Raw genomic sequence first — 17165 nt, 5'->3', positions numbered from 1 at the left:
TGGCGGACCCGGCGCGCTCGCCACCGATGCCCTCGTGCGTCATGGCGGTGAGCTGGCTGAGTTCACGCCCCCCACGCTCCAGCAACTCGACTCCCAACTGCCCGCGCATTGGAGCCACGGCAATCCCGCCGATGTCCTCGGCGATGCCGATGCCGCCCGCTATGCCGCTGCATTTCGCGCCATCGCCGATGATCCGCAGACCGATGGCATCCTCGCCGTGCTCACCCCGCAGGCCATGACCGAGCCGCTCGCCATCGCGGAATCGCTCGTCGCTTTGGCCAAAACGACAAGCAAACCCCTGCTCGCGAGCTGGATGGGCGGCGATGCCGTGGAAGTCGCGCGCGAAGCTCTGAATGCGGGCGGTATCCCGACCTATGATTACCCCGATGAAGCCGCGCGCTCCTGGCAGTTCATGTGGCAGAGGCAGGAGCGGCTTCGTTGGTTAGAAGAGACGAACCACCTCGCCTGCGCCGAGCGCCCTACTTTGCCGGAGGCGCGTGAAATCATCGCCCGCCATCGCGCCGCAGGCCGGACTTTGCTCACCGAGATTCAGGCCAAAGAAGTCCTCGCCGCTGCTGGCATCCCCGTTTTGGAAACCCGACACGCCAGGAGCGCCGAAGAAGCCATCGCACTCGCCCAAGAGGTCGGTTTCCCCGTCGTGCTGAAGCTGCAAAGCCCCACCATCACCCACAAGACCGACATCGGCGGCGTGCAGCTCGATCTTCAAGACGCCGATGCCGTGCTCGCCGCCTATCAGCGTATCGAAAAAGCCGTGCAGCCTTCCGACTTCGACGGCGTGGCCGTGCAGCGGATGATCCAGGAAAAAGGCCTCGAACTCATCTGCGGCTGCACCCACGACGCGCAGTTCGGCCCCGTGCTGCTTTTCGGTGCCGGTGGCGTCATGGTGGAGGTCCTGCAAGACCGCGTCCTGCTCCTGCCGCCACTTTCCCCCATGCTCGCGCTGGATCGCATCCGCCAGACCCGCATCCACCGCGCCCTGCTAGGCACCCGCCATCTCCAACCTGCCGACTTGAACGCCCTCGCCGACGTCCTCGTGAAGCTCGGCGACCTCGTCCTCGCCTGCCCCGAGATCCAGGAACTCGACATCAACCCCCTCCTCGCCACCGCCAGCGGCATCATCGCCCTGGATGCCCGGATCGTCTGCGCCCAGGGGGAAACCTGATCTCAGCCTCTCGGGAGCCCCGATTGCGGAGCCGTGAGGCTTGTCAGGAGACTCCGACACCTTGATTGCGGAGTCGTCCCGCTTGTTAGGAGTCTCCCGACACTCGCGCCGACTCCGGGATCGACCTGTTGGAATCTCCACCCCCCGATTACGGAGCCGTCCCGCTTGTTGGGAGACTCGTACACCACGATTGCGGAGTCGTCCTGCTTGTCGGGAGTCTCCCGACACTCGCGCCGACTCCGGGATCGGCCTGCCGGAATCTCCAAGCCCCCGATTGCGGAGTCGTGCCGCTTGTCAGGAGACTCGGACACCTCGATCCCGGAGTCGTCCCGCTTGTTGGGAGACGCCCAGACCTCGATTGCGGAGTCTTCCGTCTTGTCAGGAGGCTCCGTTTCCTGGCAAACTAAGTCCATGAGCACTCCGGCAGCCCCACCCACCATCCCTGCTCCACCGCCGCAGGTCATCCCCGCCGACACCTTCTATGGCCAAGGTTGGGGCTGACGAGCCTTGCCAGATTCAAAGAACCGGCTGAAGCCGGGACTACGAACGAAGAAGGCGCGACCTCCGCATGGGAGATCGCGCCTTGAGGGGATTCGCGGTAAGGCGTATTACAGACCGGCTTCGATGAGCTTCTCGAGCTTGACGATGTCTTTGCCGAAGTTGCGGATGCCTTCGGCGGTCTTTTCGGTGGCCATGGCGTCTTCGTTGAAGAGCCAGCGGAAGGTTTTTTCGTCGCTGCCGATGCGCTCGATCTTGAGGGACTGGGCGGCGGTGGCGTCGAGCTTCTTCACGAGGGATTCTTCAGAAGCCTGAAGCTCGCCGAGGAGGCCGGGGGAGATGGTGAGGAGGTCGCAGCCGGCGAGTTCGGTGATTTCACCTTTGTTGCGGAAGCTGGCGCCCATGACTTCGGTCTTGTAGCCGAAGTGCTTGTAGTAATTGTAGATCTGGGTCACGGACTGCACGCCGGGGTCTTCGGTGGCGGTGTAGTCTTTGCCGGTGCTCTTCTTGTGCCAGTCGAGGATGCGACCGACGAAGGGGGAGATCAGCTTTATGCCGCCTTCGGCGCAGGCGACGGCCTGGGCGAGGCTGAAGAGGAGGGTGAGATTGCAGTTGATGCCTTCTTTCTGAAGAATCTCGGCGGCTTTGATGCCTTCCCAGGTGGAGGCGATCTTGATGAGCACGCGCTCGCGGCCGATGCCGGCGGCTTCATACATGCTGATGAGCTGGCGGGCTTTGTCGAGATTGCCCTGGGTGTCGAAGGAGAGACGGGCGTCCACCTCGGTGGAGACGCGGCCGGGGACGATCTTGAGGATTTCGAGACCGAAGAGGATGAGGATGCGGTCCATGACGGCCTCCACTTTGGCTGCGCCAGTGAGGGAGCTGCCTTTGTGCTCGGCGATGGCCTGATCGACCAGGGATTTGTACTCCGCCTTCTGGGAGGCCTGGAGGATGAGGGACGGATTCGTGGTGGCGTCCTGGGGTTTGTAGGCCTTCATGGCCTCGAAGTCGCCGGTGTCTGCGACGACGACGGTGTGCTGCTTGAGCTGATCGAGTTGATTCATGTTTGTGTTTTGGGGGCGCGAGAATAAGGGCAAGCGCCGGGGATGCAAGCGGCGGTCTGGACGCGGCAAGCGCTGGTGGATGATGGTTTATCATGGGCAGCAGCAGCGGGACTCATGGGAAACGTTTTCTTGTCAGAACTCCGGCCTTTCTGCCAAATGGTATCTGTCGTTGCCCTCATCCACTCAGAGTGGTTCGGCCTGCTACGCTGAATCAGCCAACTTATCTGCCTATGAAATCCGTCATCGTCCATCTGTGGGTGCTTGTGGGGAGCATGCTCGTTGCGAGCGCAGGCTTTGGCCTTGCGGCTACTTTTACCGTGACCAGTCTCATGGATTCCCCCACTGCTGCGGCGAATGATGGTACGCTGCGCGGGGCGATCCTGGCGGCGAATGCGGATGCGGCGGCATCGAACATTGTCTTTAACATCGCGGGTGGAGGCACGATCACGCTGGCGGAGAATGGTGCGGGGACGCGGATGCTGCCGGTGCTGAAAAACCCGAACGGGATCAGCATTGATGGCAGCAATTCGGGCCAAGGGGCCATCACGATCAGCGGGGGATCGACGAGTAATTCGACTGGGGATCGCCTGCTGTTTGTGGGCGTGAGTTCGGACATCGGCACGGCGACTCCGAGTGCTGTTTTCACGCTGAGCCACCTGACTTTGGCGAATGGCAACGCTCGCGGTGGTGCGGGCGGAGGCAGCGCAGGTGGCGGTGCCGGTCTGGGGGGCGCGGTGTTTGTGAATGCGGGCACGCTGGTGCTGAATGACGTGAGCTTTAACAACAACCGCGCTGTCGGTGGCTCCACGGGATCTGGCTTTGATGGCGGCGGAGGCGGCATGGGCGGCAACGGCGGCGCTGCTGTCGGCGGCGGCGGTGGTTTCGGACTGGGTGCGAACGGTGGATATGCTCTTCCGAGCAATCAGACCCAGGATCCAGGCGCGGGTGGTCTGGCGGGTGCTTCCACTGGTGGGTGGGGGCGTGACAATGGTCCGTTTGGCGGAGGTTTTTCATTCGGAGCCAATAACGCAGGCGGTGGCGGTGGTGGTGTGAGCGGTGGCGGCAGTGGGGGTGGAAATTACTCTGGCAGCGGCGGCGGTGGATTCAGCTTCCGCTCGGGTGGATCAGGTGGGTTTGGCGGTGGTGGCGGCGCTTCCGGTGTCGGCAGCAGTAGCACGACGGGCAACGGCGGTGCGGGTGGCTTCGGCGGCGGTGGCGGCAGCGGCATCAACACCAGCACTCCTTACTTTGGCGATAGCCGGGGCGGATCGGGTGGCTTCGGCGGTGGTGGCGGTGGAGGCTTTATCAATGGCAAGGGCGGCTTCGGCGCAGGTGGAGCCTCGGGCACGAGCAGTGGCGGCGGTGGAGCTGGGCTCGGCGCGGCGGTGTTTGTGCGTGCTGGCGCAAAACTACAGCTTGGTGGGGCGGTGAACTTTTCTGGCAATGTCTGCACGGGGGGCACCGGAGCGGTGAATGGCCAGGGACTGGCGGGCGATGTCCTGATCGATGCTTGGTCCAGCTCCACGGCGACGACGACCGCAGTCAATTTGGCCCTCAACTCTGGATGCGGTGTGGTGACGGGTTTCCCGACTTCCACGACATCGACGAAACTGACGGTCACGGGCACGATCGACCTCAACGGAGCCTCTTTGAACCTGGCTCCAGCGACCTCCACCAACGCAGCGACCCCAGCCGTGGGGCAGACGTTTACCCTCATCGACAACGACGGCACGGACGCGATTCAGGGAACCTTTGCCGGAGTGGCGGAGGGAGGCGAGATCGTCTTCAACGGCGTGTCGCTCACGGCGAGTTATGTGGGCGGCACGGGGAATGATTTCACGCTTTCCAGCACTGTCTCAGCGCCACCGATTGTGAGTACTGGCTCTGCTAGTTCCATCACGGGAAGCAGTGCCACGCTGGGTGCCAGTGTGAACCCAAATGGACTCGCGACGACGGCGATCTTCGAATACGGCACCACGACAAGCTACGGGAGCACGGCTGCGATCACGCTTTCTCCCAACGATGGCGTGTCTGCGCAGTTGGTGAACAGCAGCATTTCGGGACTGACGCCGAACACGACTTATCACTTCCGGGTGGTTGCGACGAATTCGAGCGGTACGACGACGGGGGCTGATAACAGCTTTGTCAGCGGTCTGCCGGCTCCGACGGTGACGCCTGTCCAAGTCTCATCCATCACCACCACGAGCGCTTATGTACAATCCACGGTGGGAAACAGTGGCCTGAGCACGACGATCGATTTCGAATACGGCCTGACGACCAGCTATGGACAGACCGTCTATGCCACTTCACTGCCAGCTTTCTACTATGGGGACAGCTATAGCAGCCTCATTCCCATTTACCTTCAGGGACTCAACCCTGGCACGACGTATCATGTTCGAGTCAAAGCGACGAATGTGACTGGCACCACCTACAGTGCCGATCAGGAGTTTGCCACGCTCACCTCTGTGCAGGACTGGCGACTGGCTCAATTTGGCACGACGAGCAATGCAGGCGACACGGCGGATCTGGCCGACTACGACCACGACGGTGTCTGCAATCTCTGCGAGTATGCGCTCGGCACCAGTGCCACGAATCCCGGCTCAGGCGCGGGTTCCCTCAGCTTCGGCGGATCACTCTCGGGCGGGGCCTCGATCACGACGACTGGGGGACCGGTGATCGCCATCGAAAATGGCAGCCCCTGCGCCTTGTTCATCCGTCGCAAAGACTACGCCACTGCCGGGCTCAGCTACGTTCCAAGCTTCAGCGCCAATTTGAGTCTCTGGGAAGCCAGCGGCGCGCCCACCGTGGTGGCAGATAATGGCACGTATGAACTGATCTGCGTGCCTTACCCGGCGAGTCTGACGGGTGGGGCGGTGCCGAAGTTCTTCAGAGTGGAGATCAATCTCGCGCCTTAAAGGCAGATGACAGCTTTCCAGGTGACGTGTCGTTTGGATTGGCCCAATCTGACCTGCTTTCATTTATGACCACCTCGACACGTCGCTCCTTTCTGCGCAGCACTGCGCTCGCCACCACAGCTCTTTCCGCCTCCCGAGTGCTGGGGGCGAATGACACGATCCGCATCGCCAGCATCGGCCTGGGAGGGCAGGGGATGGGGAATGCGAGCCGCATGGCAAAGGTGCCGGGCGTGGAGATCGCCTATCTTTGCGATGCGGACACGGCGGCTCTGGACAAGGCGAAGAAGGTGTATCCCAACGCGAAGACGACGCAGGACCTGCGCAAGGTGATGGAAGATCCGACGATCGACGCGGTGGTGGTTTCGACGGGCAATCACTGGCATGTGCTGGCCTCCATCTGGGCCATTCAGGCGGGGAAAGATGTGTATGTTGAGAAGCCCGTCTCCCACAATATTTGGGAAGGTCGCCAACTCGTGAAGGCGGCGCGGAAATACAACCGCATTGTCCAGGGCGGAACTCAGCAGCGGAGTGATCCTTTTCACCTGGAGCTGAAGGCTTACCTGGACTCCGGCGCGCTCGGGAAGATGAAATATGTGCGCTGCAATCACTACGGGATGCGGGCGACCATCGGCAAACGTGAGACGCCGATCACGCCACCGACGACGGTGGATTACAATCTCTGGCTGGGCCCGGCGCAGGACATCCCGATCCTGCGGGAGAAGTTTCATTATGACTGGCACTGGAACTGGAACACCGGCAACGGCGAGCTGGGCAACTGGGGACCGCACATCCTCGATGACCTGAGAAATGTGGTCTTCCGCGACAAGATCCCGCTGCCGAAGCGAGTGCTCGCTGGTGGAGGCCGCTTTGGCTGGAATGACGCGGGCGAGACGCCGAACACTCACTTTGTCTATTTTGATACCGGCGTGGTGCCCGTGGTGATGGATGTGCACAATCTGCCGCGCAAAACGGGCATGAAGGCTCCCGATGTTTATCTCCGCCGCCGAACGAGCGCTTTCCTCGTGATCGAATGTGAAGGCGGCTACTACGCTGGAGGTCGCGGAGGCGGCTCGGCGCATGACCTGAATGGGAAAGTGATCCAGAAATTCAAAGGCGACGGCGGTGCGAAGCACGCGGCGAACTTCATCGCAGCGATCCGCAGCCGGAAGTCGGAGGACTTGAATGGCGAGATCGAAAAGATCCATTATTCCAGCGCGTGGTGCCATTTGGGGAACATGTCCTGGCAGCTCGGCAAGGGCGGCGATTACGATCAGGCGAAAGCTCAGCTCGCGGACTTCGAGCCCTGGCAGCAGGTGATCGACGACACGCCTGCGCACCTCGCGGCGAATGAAGTCTCGCTGAAATCTGGCGAACTCCGGGTGGGCTCGATGCTCGAAATCGATGCCGCAAACGAGACACTGGTCGGTGCTACGGCGACTCCTGAAGCGCTGGCTCTGCTGAAGCGGCAATACCGCGCTGGCTTCGAAGTGCCTGAAATGGTGTGAGTCGGGATGTGAGAATCCTTTTGCACCGGGGCGGCGTAGCCCGCATAGCTCCCGCCCCCCATTTATCTACAGATCAAGCCATGCCCACCTACGATTACGAATGCCAGACCTGCGGACACAAGTTCGAGGCGCGTCAGTCCATGAAGGACCCGCACCTGACCGATTGCCCTCAGGAAAACTGCGCCGGGCCGGTGAAGCGTCTCATCGGTCTGGGTTCCGGCCTTATCTTCAAAGGCAGCGGATTCTACATCACCGACTACCGCAGCGACTCCTACAAGGCGGCGGCGAAGCAGGATTCAGCGGCGAGTTCGTCCGCGAGCAGCCCGCCTGCAGCAGCCCCGGCAAAACCGGCATCGAGTCCTGCTCCTTGAGCATTGCGCTTGCCGCCATGCCCCTCTGTGGTGCATGATCACGGCTTGTGAGGTTTCTCTTCTATCTTTTGCTGACGGCGACGCTCAGCGCTCTGACCGGCGCAGCTTGGGTCGCACATCGCCCTGCTTTGATCAAGCCACACCAGGAGCTGAAGGGGAATGCCAAGCCGCGTGATCTCGTGGATGATCTCAAACAGGCTGTGATCAAAGGATCCAGCCTCGTGGAGATCAGCGAAGGGGAAGTGAACCGTCATCTGGCGCGGGTACTCTCGGCCAAAGCGAATGTCCGCCTGGATAGCTGGGTGAAATTTGAGCGTCTGCATGTGGATCTGAAACCCGAAGTGGCTGAGGTCACTCTCGTCTGGGACATGCACGGTCACCGCAGCACGGCCACCGTGGACCTGACCGTGTCACGGCTTGAAAAGGTTTTTCGGGTGGAAGTGACGGGCGGTGCCTATGGACACCTGCGTGTGCCGCGAGGTTTGCTCCGCCCTCTCTCTCCTGCTTTGCAAAGCCTGAGTGAAACATTGCACGAGGAGATCCAGGCCCTTTTCCAAATGAACGAGGTGCGCATCGCCCAGGATAAGCTGGTGCTCGATCCGCGTTTCCCCTGATGTTCCATCTTTTCAGTCAGCTCACCCGTCCCGTCCGCGCCATGTCCCGCCGTCTTGCCCTCCTCATTCCCTTCATTCTGAGCGGTCCCATCGCTGCCCAGACGCCGCCTGTTTTGCCTCCAGCGACGACTGCCCCTGCCACTCCTGTGGCACCGCCCTTGCCGGGCCAACTGCAAGCGGCTCCAGCCGCTCCCCCCAGCCGCATCCCCGATCTACCGTCTCCTGCTGCCACGCCCGTGCCGGGAACGCCGCTGACTTCCAACAAAGCGCTGCCCTCCACCAGCAACAGCGGGCAATTCATCGTGCATGGCAATGACCTGCCCCTGCGCAGCGCCTTCTCCACGCGTTGTGAGGAGATTCATGAGGAACTGCGCACACTCCTGAAGGACAAGCAGCCTTGGGTGCTACCCATTGTCGTCCTGCTAAATTCTGGCGAAGCTGCGCGCAAGGCGGGAAAAACGGTGATCATGACCCTTTCGCAGATCGATCAAGCGGGGTTCCACATCCAAGTCACAATCAACCTTCGTCCAGACCTGCGTCCTGCTGATTTTCGTGCCGAACTCATCCGAGCGCTTCTCCATGAACGTATCCTGCGCCAGAAGTCAGTGATTCCTGAAAAGCGAACCTCGTTGCTCCCTGACTGGGTTTACACAGGAGTCATGGAGGCTCTGGATTATCGAAAGCAAACTCGCCCCAGTACGCTCTTTGCCGCCATTTTCAAATCGGGCAAAATCTTTGGTATCGAGGAAATTATCGAGGCATCCCCCACGCAGATGGACGCCCTTTCCAAGACGATCTACCAGACTTCGTGCTGCGCCCTTGTGCTGGCCCTGCTGGACCAACCTGAAGGAGGTGCCCGGCTGAATCGTTTTCTGGCCAGTCTTGCGGGTGACCCACAACCCGAGCGGGAACTGCTGGATCAAGCATTTCCCAGCTTTGCCACCAGCCCAGCGAGCCTGAACAAGTGGTGGGCGCTCCAACTCGCCAGCTTGTCCCGCCCCGGCCTCGCTGAGCCGCTGAGTCCACAAGAAACCGTCAATGCACTCGAAGATGCCCTCACTTTCCGCTACCAGGCACGTGCTAGTGAGGTTCCCAAACCGCGCCCGGTCGTCGCACGGATCACCCCGTCGCCAGCCACGGTGGTAGTTTCCCCTCCGAAAGCCGACGCCAGTCCCGTTTCCACTATCGCCGAAACGGCACCAGAAGTTGCGTCCACCGAAGATAAAAAGCGCTCTTTCTTCAGTCGCCTGAATCCCTTTTCTCGCCGCAAATCTGCCAGCGACGAAGCCGTGATCGACGCTGCTATTGAGGAAGCAGCCCGTGATGAAGCCAAAGCCCGAGCCGATTCGGAAATCAAGTCGTCTGACTCTCCCGTGGCAAGTACTCCTCCCATCGAACTCCCCAGCCAGTCAGCCGACGCCAAAGACCAAGTCCCGGCTATTGATGAACGCAAGCCGATCTTCAACCGCTGGTTTGGTGGCGGCAAAACGTCCGCAGCAAAGAAGCCAGAGGGCAAACCTGATATCCCCAAGGACGATGTTCTCGAACCCGCCCCTTTGGTGGAGCCTGAAAATATACCCACGGATAAAAAACCAAGCGGATGGAATCCCTTGAACTGGTTGCGCCGCAGCAAGGCTCCCGAATCGTCCGAGCCAGCCCCAGAAAAACCAGCAGAGGAATCAGGCGAAAAACCTGTCGAAACTGCCAGCACATTCCTTGACCAATGGTTGCCGGAGGCGGGCGGTCCACTGATTGCCTTCTTTTACCAGGAAGCCACTACTGAAGAGGTTCCAGCTAAGAAAAAGAAGCTCTTTGGTCTCTTTGGTGGTGATAAAAAGCCGAAACCGGCCGCAGAACCCAAGCCCTTAGAACCGCAAAAACCCAAGGAATCGGAACCTAAGGCAGAGGACAAATCTCAAAAAACTACGGCCCCAGATGGCACCAAAGACAAAGTTGAAAACAAAGCACCCACGGAAACCCAATCCAAAATTGAAACCAAGTCTGAAAAAGCGCCTCAACCCAAAGCTGAGACAGGCTCGCCCCCGCCAGCCCCCGAAGACAAAAACGCCCCAGTAGCAATGCCCGCAGAGCCCAAGCCTGAAGACGATCAACCTAAAGCGGAAAAACCCAAAAGAGAACCCCTCCGCCTTAAATCTCTGTTCGGTTCAGGGAAAAAAGCCGAGGAAGAGGGTAAAGCCATGGACGACGCCAGCACCAAACCCGATGAAAAGGATGCGCCACCAGCCGCAGATGCCATGGTCGTTGAAAAGCCTGCTCCCCAGCAATCAACGTCGGACGAAAAGCCCCAACCAACAAAGCCTGAAAAGAAGCAAGAGCCCTCAAAGGACAAGACCACAGAACTCAAAGCGAATGAAGGCAAACCAATGCCTTCCTCTCAAGGTATCGGTGAGCAAAAGCCAGCCCCAGCGATGGCTGTGAAGGCCGAAAAACCAGAGCAGGTGGAACCAGCCAGGAAACAAGAGTTGCCCAAGGCTAAGTCCGTTGAATCCGCAGTCAAAAGGGCACCAGCCGCCGAAAATCCTAAAATCGACCCCAATGAACCACTCGTTGCCGTCGCGGTTCCTGTCGAGGATTTCGCCTCCATCATGAAGCGTCCTGATCACCAGGCTATTCTTCAGCGCAGTCTCCTGTCCCTGAATGCTTTGCAACAGCGTAGTGCAGTACTCTTCCGTCCCATTGTGGCAGATTATATGGCGGTTGTCGCAGATCTTGCGGAGGGCAAAACAAAAAATGCGGATGACCGGCTCAAACAATTGCGTCGGCGAGTTCAGACAGCTCTGGATCAGAGCAAAGCCATCCGCGACCAACTAGACACTCATGAGGCAAATAGCCTTCCCGCGATGTCCGGTGCTTTTGATGACTTCTTGAAGCTTCCTGAGACCATCCGCAATGAGACCCCTGCCAGGCAGGACCCCATTTCTAAATATCTGGATGCGCTGGATCGGGAATTTGCAAGGCCTTAAGGGCCTCTCAGGATCTCATCATTCATCGATTTTGGAAGAGCCACCCCAAGACTTGATCCACCTTTCTAAATTCAACTCATGTCGATGAAATGTGAACAACTCAATAATTTTCAGAAAAGATACTTGGCAATGGCACAACGAGTGCTTAAATAGAGCTTCGGTGGGAGGTCTCCCGGACCAACCTCCATCCACATCAACAAACTATACCTCGACCAAAATACACATGAAAAGCATGACCTCCGTCATCACGAAGTCGGCTCTCGTTCTCGCAGCTTGCGCTAGCATGAACGCGTTCGCCGGCACTAGCGGCAAAGCCCCAGTTGTGGCTCCCGAGCCAGAAGCTGGTGCTCTCTTCGACACCATCGGTGCCACTCTCGAAGTGGGTTACGACAGCCGTTATTACTTCCGCGGCCTCTGGTTCGCTGATAATACCGTCTGGACCGGCCTGAACATGAGCATCCCTCTCACTGAGCAGCTCTCCCTCGGTTTTGGTGCTCTTTACACCACCACCGTCGAAACCACCACTGGCCCAGGTAATGCTGGTCCAAATGGCATTGGCGACTTCGATTATTCTGAGCTCGACCTGTCCGCGTCCCTCACTTATGACGCTGGCTTCGCCAAATTCGGTCTCGTTTATACTCACTATGAGTTCTTCGACACCTTCTCTGGCAGCAACTTCGGTGTTGGCAACGGCCAGGACGAACTCAACATCATGGGTGCAGAAGAAGTCGGCCTCACCGTCGCTTCCTCCGTCGGCCCTGTGAATCTCTATGGTGGTTTCTATTATGACTTCACCATCGGCGCTTCCTATGCCGAAATCGGTGCTGACATGCCAATCGAGATCAATTCCTGGTTGAGCCTCGTCCCAGCTGTCAAGGCTGGCTACGGCTTCACCAACTATTACACCATCGTCGGTGTGAGCAACCAGAGCGGTTTCACCCACGTGATTCCTTCCCTCTCCGCTCCGATCAAGTTGACCAAGACTGCTACGCTCACCCCGTACATCGCTTACAACATCTCCCTCGACACCCGTCACTCCAACAACACTCAGGACAGCGAAATCTTCGGTGGTGTGAAGCTCGGCGTCACCTTCTAATTCGTCGGGGTCTGATCTGACTCCTTCATTCCAACTCCCGACCAGTGCTCCTGGTCGGGAGTTTTTGCGTTTGTGGCAAAGTGATATTGCTCTTAACTCGTTCTGACTTCAATCCAACCATGTCCCAATCCCTGAACTGGAACTCTTCTTCTCTCACCCACGGCTGGCAGCGTGGCGTTAAAGCCTTCTACTGGGGACTTGGGTTTACCGAGACTGATTTTGATAAACCGCAGATCGGTATCGCCACCCCCCTTCTGGACGGGAATATTTGCAATCTACGTGCCCACGAATTGGCGAAAGAACTCCAAAAGAGCTGCCATGAATCAGGCCTCATCGCTTTCCCGTTTGGAGTCAGTCCGGTGAGCGACAACATTACTCAGGGTCACGAAGGGGGGGCTTCCTCCCTCGTTTCCCGCAATCTCATGGCCAATGGCGCTGAGATGGTGTGCAGCGCTCATCGCTACGATGGAATGATCGGTCTGCATCATTGCGACAAAAACGGACCCGCTTTTGCCATGGCGCTGGCCCGAATGAACTGCCCAGGTCTCATCGTCAATGGTGGTAGCATCCTCCCTGGCTGCCACCAGGGCCGCTCGCTGACCATCCTCGACGCCTACGATTCCCAGGCTCAGGCCAACAGCGGCAAGATCAGCGTCGAGGAGTCCGAAACCGTGATCCGCCACGCATGTCCTGGAGCCGGCGGTTGCGGCATCGCGGCCTCCTTCAACACTTGGGGAGTCGCCCTTGAAGCCATGGGCCTCAGCCTCCCAGATACCTCTTCTATTCCTGCCGTCGATGAGGCGAAAAAGACCGACTGCCAGCGCGTCGGGGCTGCCATGCGCCGCCTCCTGGAGCTGAATCTTCGCCCTCGCGACATCCTCACGAAGGCTGCGCTAACGAATGCCATGGCCGCTATCGCCGCGATGGGAGGATCCACGAATGGCGTCCTCCACATCCTCGCCCTCGCCCACGAGGCAGGTGTCGAGTTCACGCTCAAGGATGTGCAAGACATCTGCCGCCGGACCCCCGTTTACTGCAATTTTGCCCCTCGTGGAAAGGGTAACATGGCCGACCTCCACCGCATCGGTGGCACCGCCATGCTTCTGCGGCATTTGCTCAAAGCAGGCGTGCTTGATGGCACCTGCATCACCGTCACAGGCCAGACTTTGGCTGAAAACGTCTCCCATTGCCCTGACGTCCCGGCGGATCAGGACCTCATCGCGCCCCTCGGACAGCCTTTCAAAGCCTACGCCGACCTCCAGATCTGCTTCGGCAACCTCGCCCCTCATGGCATGGTCTTCAAAGTCTCCTCCCGGACCGATCCAAAGTTCCAAGGGCGCGCCATCTGCTTCACCAGCGTCAAAGATGTCTCCGATGCCGCCGCCGCAGGTCGCATTCAGCCCGGTCATGTCGTCGTTCTGCGCGGTGTTGGTCCCATTGCCGCCGGGATGCCCGAGCTTCTCGTCGCCAGCGCCGCACTCGCCGTCCCCGAATTGGACGGCAAAGTGGCCTTCCTTTCCGATGGCCGCGTCTCTGGCGTCTCTCACGGCGTCATGGGCATTCATTGTTCTCCTGAAGCCGCCGTCGGTGGCCCCATTGCCGCCGTGCAGGATGGAGATGAGATCGAGTTCGACCTCATGGCGGGCACCGTCCAGGTCCACGCGGATCTGGATTCTCGACCCATTTCCTGGCCAAAGCCGACTTACCAGCGCGGTTACCTCGCCGATTTTGCCGCCACCGCCCAGCAGGCCCATGACGGCTGTGTCTCTGCATGGGTTATGGAGCGCTGAGCCCTGTGCGAATCATGTCCGCTCACCTCCCTGACGAAACTTTGCCCTCAGGAGCCTATGCACGCGAGGTCATCGAGCAGGTGTGGCAGCTCGCCCAGATCATCCCTGGCAATGACCCTGCCGTGTGGAGAAAAGATGAGTTCGGTGCCTGGCTGCATCGGCAGGAATACCGCAACCGCCACAGCGAGTTTGGCTGGGAGATCGCCGAATGCGGCTACCGCATGAGGATCAAAGGTCTCGCTGCCTTGCGCCCCATGCAGTGGCAAAACCATGTCGATTTCCAAGTTGCTTCACGCCATCAAGCCGTCATCACTGCTGATGGACTGAGAAATTCGCGACGGCTTATCTGAACACGGTCGTGGCGAAGAGAGTCGTTGCTCTGTCAACTTCTGGCACCTAATTATCAATGTCATGGCAGACCTACCCGAGCCCGTCAGAGGCAAGTCCCCGAGCATACCCGGCTGCTTGCGCTGGTTCGCCGCCACTGCCCTGCTGCTGACGCTTGTACTCGGCATCCTCAGTTACTTCTTCCTCAGTTCTCTCAAAGAAGCCGCAGCCTGGGTCAGCGACCTGCCCACGAAACTCGTCCAAAGTGACATCGAGACCAGCTTTCGCGAGTCCATCACCAAGATCACCTCCACGAACGGCGACATCCTCGAAGTCGCCACCCTGGAAACCAACGAGACGGTTACCCGCTACGACATGAAGACCGCCCTCAGCGAGATGGTCTATCTCGGCACCACCGTTTCTGAAATCCGCACCCCCGTCGTCTATCGCTACCACATCAGAATCTCCGAAGACTGGCAGCTTAGGGTCCAGGATGGCCAGTGCATCGTCCGATCCCCGGCCATGCGCCCCTCGCCGCCGCCCGCCGTGCGCACGGACGGCATGGAAAAGAAATCCGAAGCCGGCTGGCTCCGCTTCAATGCCGCCGAAAATCTCGTCGCCCTGGAAAAAAGCCTCACCCCCACCCTCGAACGCCGCGCCGGGAACAAAGCCCACCTCGACACCATCCGCGAGGCAGCCCGAAAATCGGTGGCCGAGTTCGTGAAAAAATGGCTCCTCCAGGACCAAGTCGCCTCAACGGGGGGCATTCGTAGTATCACTGTCATCTTCCCAGACGATGCGCAGCCGAAAACCGGCCCCATCACCCTGCCGCCCACACTGCAAATTCAGTAGTTCAGTGGAGCCAAGTTCGGGCGTCTTCAGCCCCGCCTTTTCTCTTGCCAAAGAGCGGTTCGCCCCGAATATGGCGACCCTCTTGCCCCCTGGCCCTCTGGCCATGCGGGGCGAAAGCCCGCCGCAGCCCTCAGGAGTGGAAGGTCGCGCGCGGTTCATCCAACACCAGGCACTCCCAACCCTAACACAGCTAATGAGCAACCTAACACTCGCGGAAATGATCGCAGGATCCTTCCGTGAACTCTCCGAAGGATCCATCGTCAAAGGCAAGATCCTCGAAATCAAACCACAGGTCATCCTTGTGGACATCGGATACAAATCCGAAGGCGCCATCCCCGCCAACGAGTTTGAAGATGAAGACATCCAGGTCGGCGACGAAGTCGAAGTCCTGCTCGAGAAACTCGAGAATGATGAAGGCATGGTCGTCCTCTCCAAGGAAAAAGCCGCCTACAAACAGAACTGGGACAAAATTGCCTCCGTGTTCCGCGATGGCGGACTCGTCAAAGGCAAGGTCAAGGGCGTCGTCAAAGGCGGACTCATGGTCAATGTCGGCGTCGAAGCCTTCCTTCCTGCCAGCCAGATCGACATCATCCCGCCCAAGGATCTCAACGAATACATGGGCAAAGTGTTCGAGTTCAAGATCGTCAAGATCAACGACGAGCGCAAAAACATCGTCCTCTCCCGCCGCGAAGTCATCGAAGCCGAGCGTGCAGAGCAGCGCCAGAAGTTCCTCGACTCCGTCACCCCTGGCGACAAAGTCATCGGCGTGGTCAAGAACATCACCGACTTTGGTGTGTTCGTGGATCTCAACGGCATGGACGGTCTCCTCCACATCACAGACATGTCGTGGGGCCGCCTGAACCATCCTACCGAACTCGTCGGCATCGGTCAGAAGCTCGAGCTCCTCATCCTCGAAGTGAACCGCGAAAAAGAACGCGTCTCCCTCGGTCTCAAGCAGCTCCAGAACAACCCTTGGGAAAACATCGAAGCCCGCTACCCAGTCGGTCAGCAGGTCAAGGGCAAGGTCACCAAGCTCGTCGCTTACGGTGCCTTCGTCGAAATCGAAGAAGGAGTCGAAGGCCTCGTCCACGTCTCCGAACTCTCCTGGGTCAAGCGCATCGCCCGTCCATCCGACGTGCTCACCGTGGGCCAGGAACTCGAAGCCATCGTCCTTGGCATCAACAAAGACGAGCGCAAGATCAGCCTTGGCGTCCGTCAGCTCGACACCAATCCTTGGGACGACATCGACCTCCGTTACCCAGTGGGCACGGAGCTCAAGCGCCCTGTCCGCAATCTCACCGCTTACGGTGCCTTTGTGGAACTGGAAGAAGGCATCGACGGCATGATCCACGTCTCCGACCTCAGTTGGACACGCAAGGTCAACCACCCATCCGAGATGCTCAAGAAGGGCCAGGAAGTGGATGCCGTCGTCCTCGGCATCGACAAGCCAAACCAGCGCATCAGCCTGGGCATGAAGCAGCTCGAAACCGATCCATGGAGCGTCATCGACAGCCGCTTCAAAGTCGGCGACATCGTCAAAGGCAAAGTCGCCAAGATCGCCAGCTTCGGCGCCTTCGTCGAACTCGATGGCGACATCGACGGCCTCATCCACATCTCCCAGCTCAGCGAAGATCATGTGGCCAAGGTCAAGGACGTCATCAACGTCGGCGACGATGTCGAAGCCCGCGTCATCAAAGTGGACAAAGTCGAGCGCCGCGTCGGACTCTCCGTCAAGGCACTCAACTACAACGAAGCCGAAATTCAAAAGGAAAGCGCTGCTTTCGAAGCCCTCCGCCCAAGCACCGACCTCGTCGGACTCGAGCAGGCCTTCAAGTTCGCCACCGAAGAATGGCGTCCAGGCGAGTAATCCTCGCAAAGCACCCAGTTCAATTCACGGAGAGGCACCGCAAGGTGCCTCTCTTTTTGTAGAAGAGGCTTCAACTCATGGACGGGCTCTGAGATGGAG

At 59.3% G+C, this 17165-nt stretch carries 12 protein-coding genes; 11 read left to right on the top strand and 1 reads right to left on the bottom strand.

All coding sequences use genetic code 11. The features are described 5' to 3' along the window. Positions 1-1183, top strand: a 1183-nt coding sequence (locus tag AC6FTP_RS07885) for an acetate--CoA ligase family protein (protein ID WP_497206363.1), incomplete at its 5' end; no start/stop codon positions are given. 608 nt (positions 1184-1791) lie between these two features. On the opposite strand, the gene tal is transcribed toward AC6FTP_RS07885, so the two are convergent. Next, the gene (gene tal / locus AC6FTP_RS07880; protein WP_497206362.1) at positions 1792-2745 is read right to left on the bottom strand and encodes a transaldolase; all 954 of its coding nucleotides are present in this window, start codon (positions 2743-2745) and stop codon (positions 1792-1794) included. A gap of 230 nt (positions 2746-2975) precedes the next feature. Here tal and AC6FTP_RS07875 point away from each other — a divergent pair, with 230 nt between their 5' ends. The 10 genes from AC6FTP_RS07875 (at position 2976) to AC6FTP_RS07830 (ending at position 17066) form a co-directional block, all read left to right on the top strand. Then, a complete protein-coding gene (locus AC6FTP_RS07875; protein WP_497206361.1) occupies positions 2976-5660 on the top strand; it encodes a beta strand repeat-containing protein in 2685 nt (894 codons plus the stop codon). A 65-nt stretch (positions 5661-5725) separates the two neighbouring features. Next, positions 5726-7165, top strand: coding sequence for a Gfo/Idh/MocA family protein (locus AC6FTP_RS07870; protein WP_497206360.1), 1440 nt, complete (start codon positions 5726-5728; stop codon positions 7163-7165). 80 nt (positions 7166-7245) lie between these two features. Then, the gene (locus tag AC6FTP_RS07865; protein ID WP_497206359.1) at positions 7246-7536 is read left to right on the top strand and encodes an FmdB family zinc ribbon protein; all 291 of its coding nucleotides are present in this window, start codon (positions 7246-7248) and stop codon (positions 7534-7536) included. 47 nt (positions 7537-7583) lie between these two features. After that, positions 7584-8150: a hypothetical protein gene (locus AC6FTP_RS07860; protein ID WP_497206358.1), complete on the top strand. Its 567-nt coding sequence runs from the start codon at positions 7584-7586 to the stop codon at positions 8148-8150. Positions 8151-8191: 41 nt separating this feature from the next. After that, positions 8192-11134 (top strand): hypothetical protein, encoded by a 2943-nt coding sequence (locus tag AC6FTP_RS07855; RefSeq protein WP_497206357.1) that lies wholly within the window; start codon positions 8192-8194, stop codon positions 11132-11134. 283 nt (positions 11135-11417) lie between these two features. Continuing rightward, on the top strand, positions 11418-12230 hold the full coding sequence (locus AC6FTP_RS07850; protein WP_497206356.1) for a hypothetical protein: 813 nt from the start codon (positions 11418-11420) through the stop codon (positions 12228-12230). Positions 12231-12349: 119 nt separating this feature from the next. Further along, entirely contained in the window at positions 12350-14020 is a 1671-nt protein-coding gene (locus AC6FTP_RS07845) for a dihydroxy-acid dehydratase domain-containing protein (RefSeq protein WP_497206355.1), read from the top strand. A 14-nt stretch (positions 14021-14034) separates the two neighbouring features. After that, positions 14035-14370, top strand: a complete 336-nt coding sequence (locus AC6FTP_RS07840) for a hypothetical protein (protein ID WP_497206354.1) — start codon at positions 14035-14037, stop codon at positions 14368-14370. Between the two features lie 61 nt (positions 14371-14431). Further along, the gene (locus tag AC6FTP_RS07835; RefSeq protein ID WP_497206353.1) at positions 14432-15199 is read left to right on the top strand and encodes a hypothetical protein; all 768 of its coding nucleotides are present in this window, start codon (positions 14432-14434) and stop codon (positions 15197-15199) included. 193 nt (positions 15200-15392) lie between these two features. Next, positions 15393-17066, top strand: a complete 1674-nt coding sequence (locus AC6FTP_RS07830) for a 30S ribosomal protein S1 (protein WP_497200890.1) — start codon at positions 15393-15395, stop codon at positions 17064-17066. Positions 17067-17165: the final 99 nt, after the last annotated feature.

The organism is Prosthecobacter sp. (assembly GCF_044378005.1).
GTDB lineage: Bacteria > Verrucomicrobiota > Verrucomicrobiia > Verrucomicrobiales > Verrucomicrobiaceae > Prosthecobacter.
This window is presented reverse-complemented; position numbering and strand designations above follow the sequence as displayed.

What these genes read in the sequence shown, in the direction of transcription:
- tal (WP_497206362.1), bottom strand. Translation starts at nt 2,745, where the DNA reads ATGAATCAACTCGATCAGCTCAAGCAGCACACCGTCGTCGTCGCAGAC.
- AC6FTP_RS07875 (WP_497206361.1), top strand. Translation starts at nt 2,976, where the DNA reads ATGAAATCCGTCATCGTCCATCTGTGGGTGCTTGTGGGGAGCATGCTC.
- AC6FTP_RS07870 (WP_497206360.1), top strand. Translation starts at nt 5,726, where the DNA reads ATGACCACCTCGACACGTCGCTCCTTTCTGCGCAGCACTGCGCTCGCC.
- AC6FTP_RS07865 (WP_497206359.1), top strand. Translation starts at nt 7,246, where the DNA reads ATGCCCACCTACGATTACGAATGCCAGACCTGCGGACACAAGTTCGAG.
- AC6FTP_RS07855 (WP_497206357.1), top strand. Translation starts at nt 8,192, where the DNA reads ATGTCCCGCCGTCTTGCCCTCCTCATTCCCTTCATTCTGAGCGGTCCC.
- AC6FTP_RS07850 (WP_497206356.1), top strand. Translation starts at nt 11,418, where the DNA reads ATGAACGCGTTCGCCGGCACTAGCGGCAAAGCCCCAGTTGTGGCTCCC.
- AC6FTP_RS07845 (WP_497206355.1), top strand. Translation starts at nt 12,350, where the DNA reads ATGTCCCAATCCCTGAACTGGAACTCTTCTTCTCTCACCCACGGCTGG.
- AC6FTP_RS07840 (WP_497206354.1), top strand. Translation starts at nt 14,035, where the DNA reads ATGTCCGCTCACCTCCCTGACGAAACTTTGCCCTCAGGAGCCTATGCA.
- AC6FTP_RS07835 (WP_497206353.1), top strand. Translation starts at nt 14,432, where the DNA reads ATGGCAGACCTACCCGAGCCCGTCAGAGGCAAGTCCCCGAGCATACCC.
- AC6FTP_RS07830 (WP_497200890.1), top strand. Translation starts at nt 15,393, where the DNA reads ATGAGCAACCTAACACTCGCGGAAATGATCGCAGGATCCTTCCGTGAA.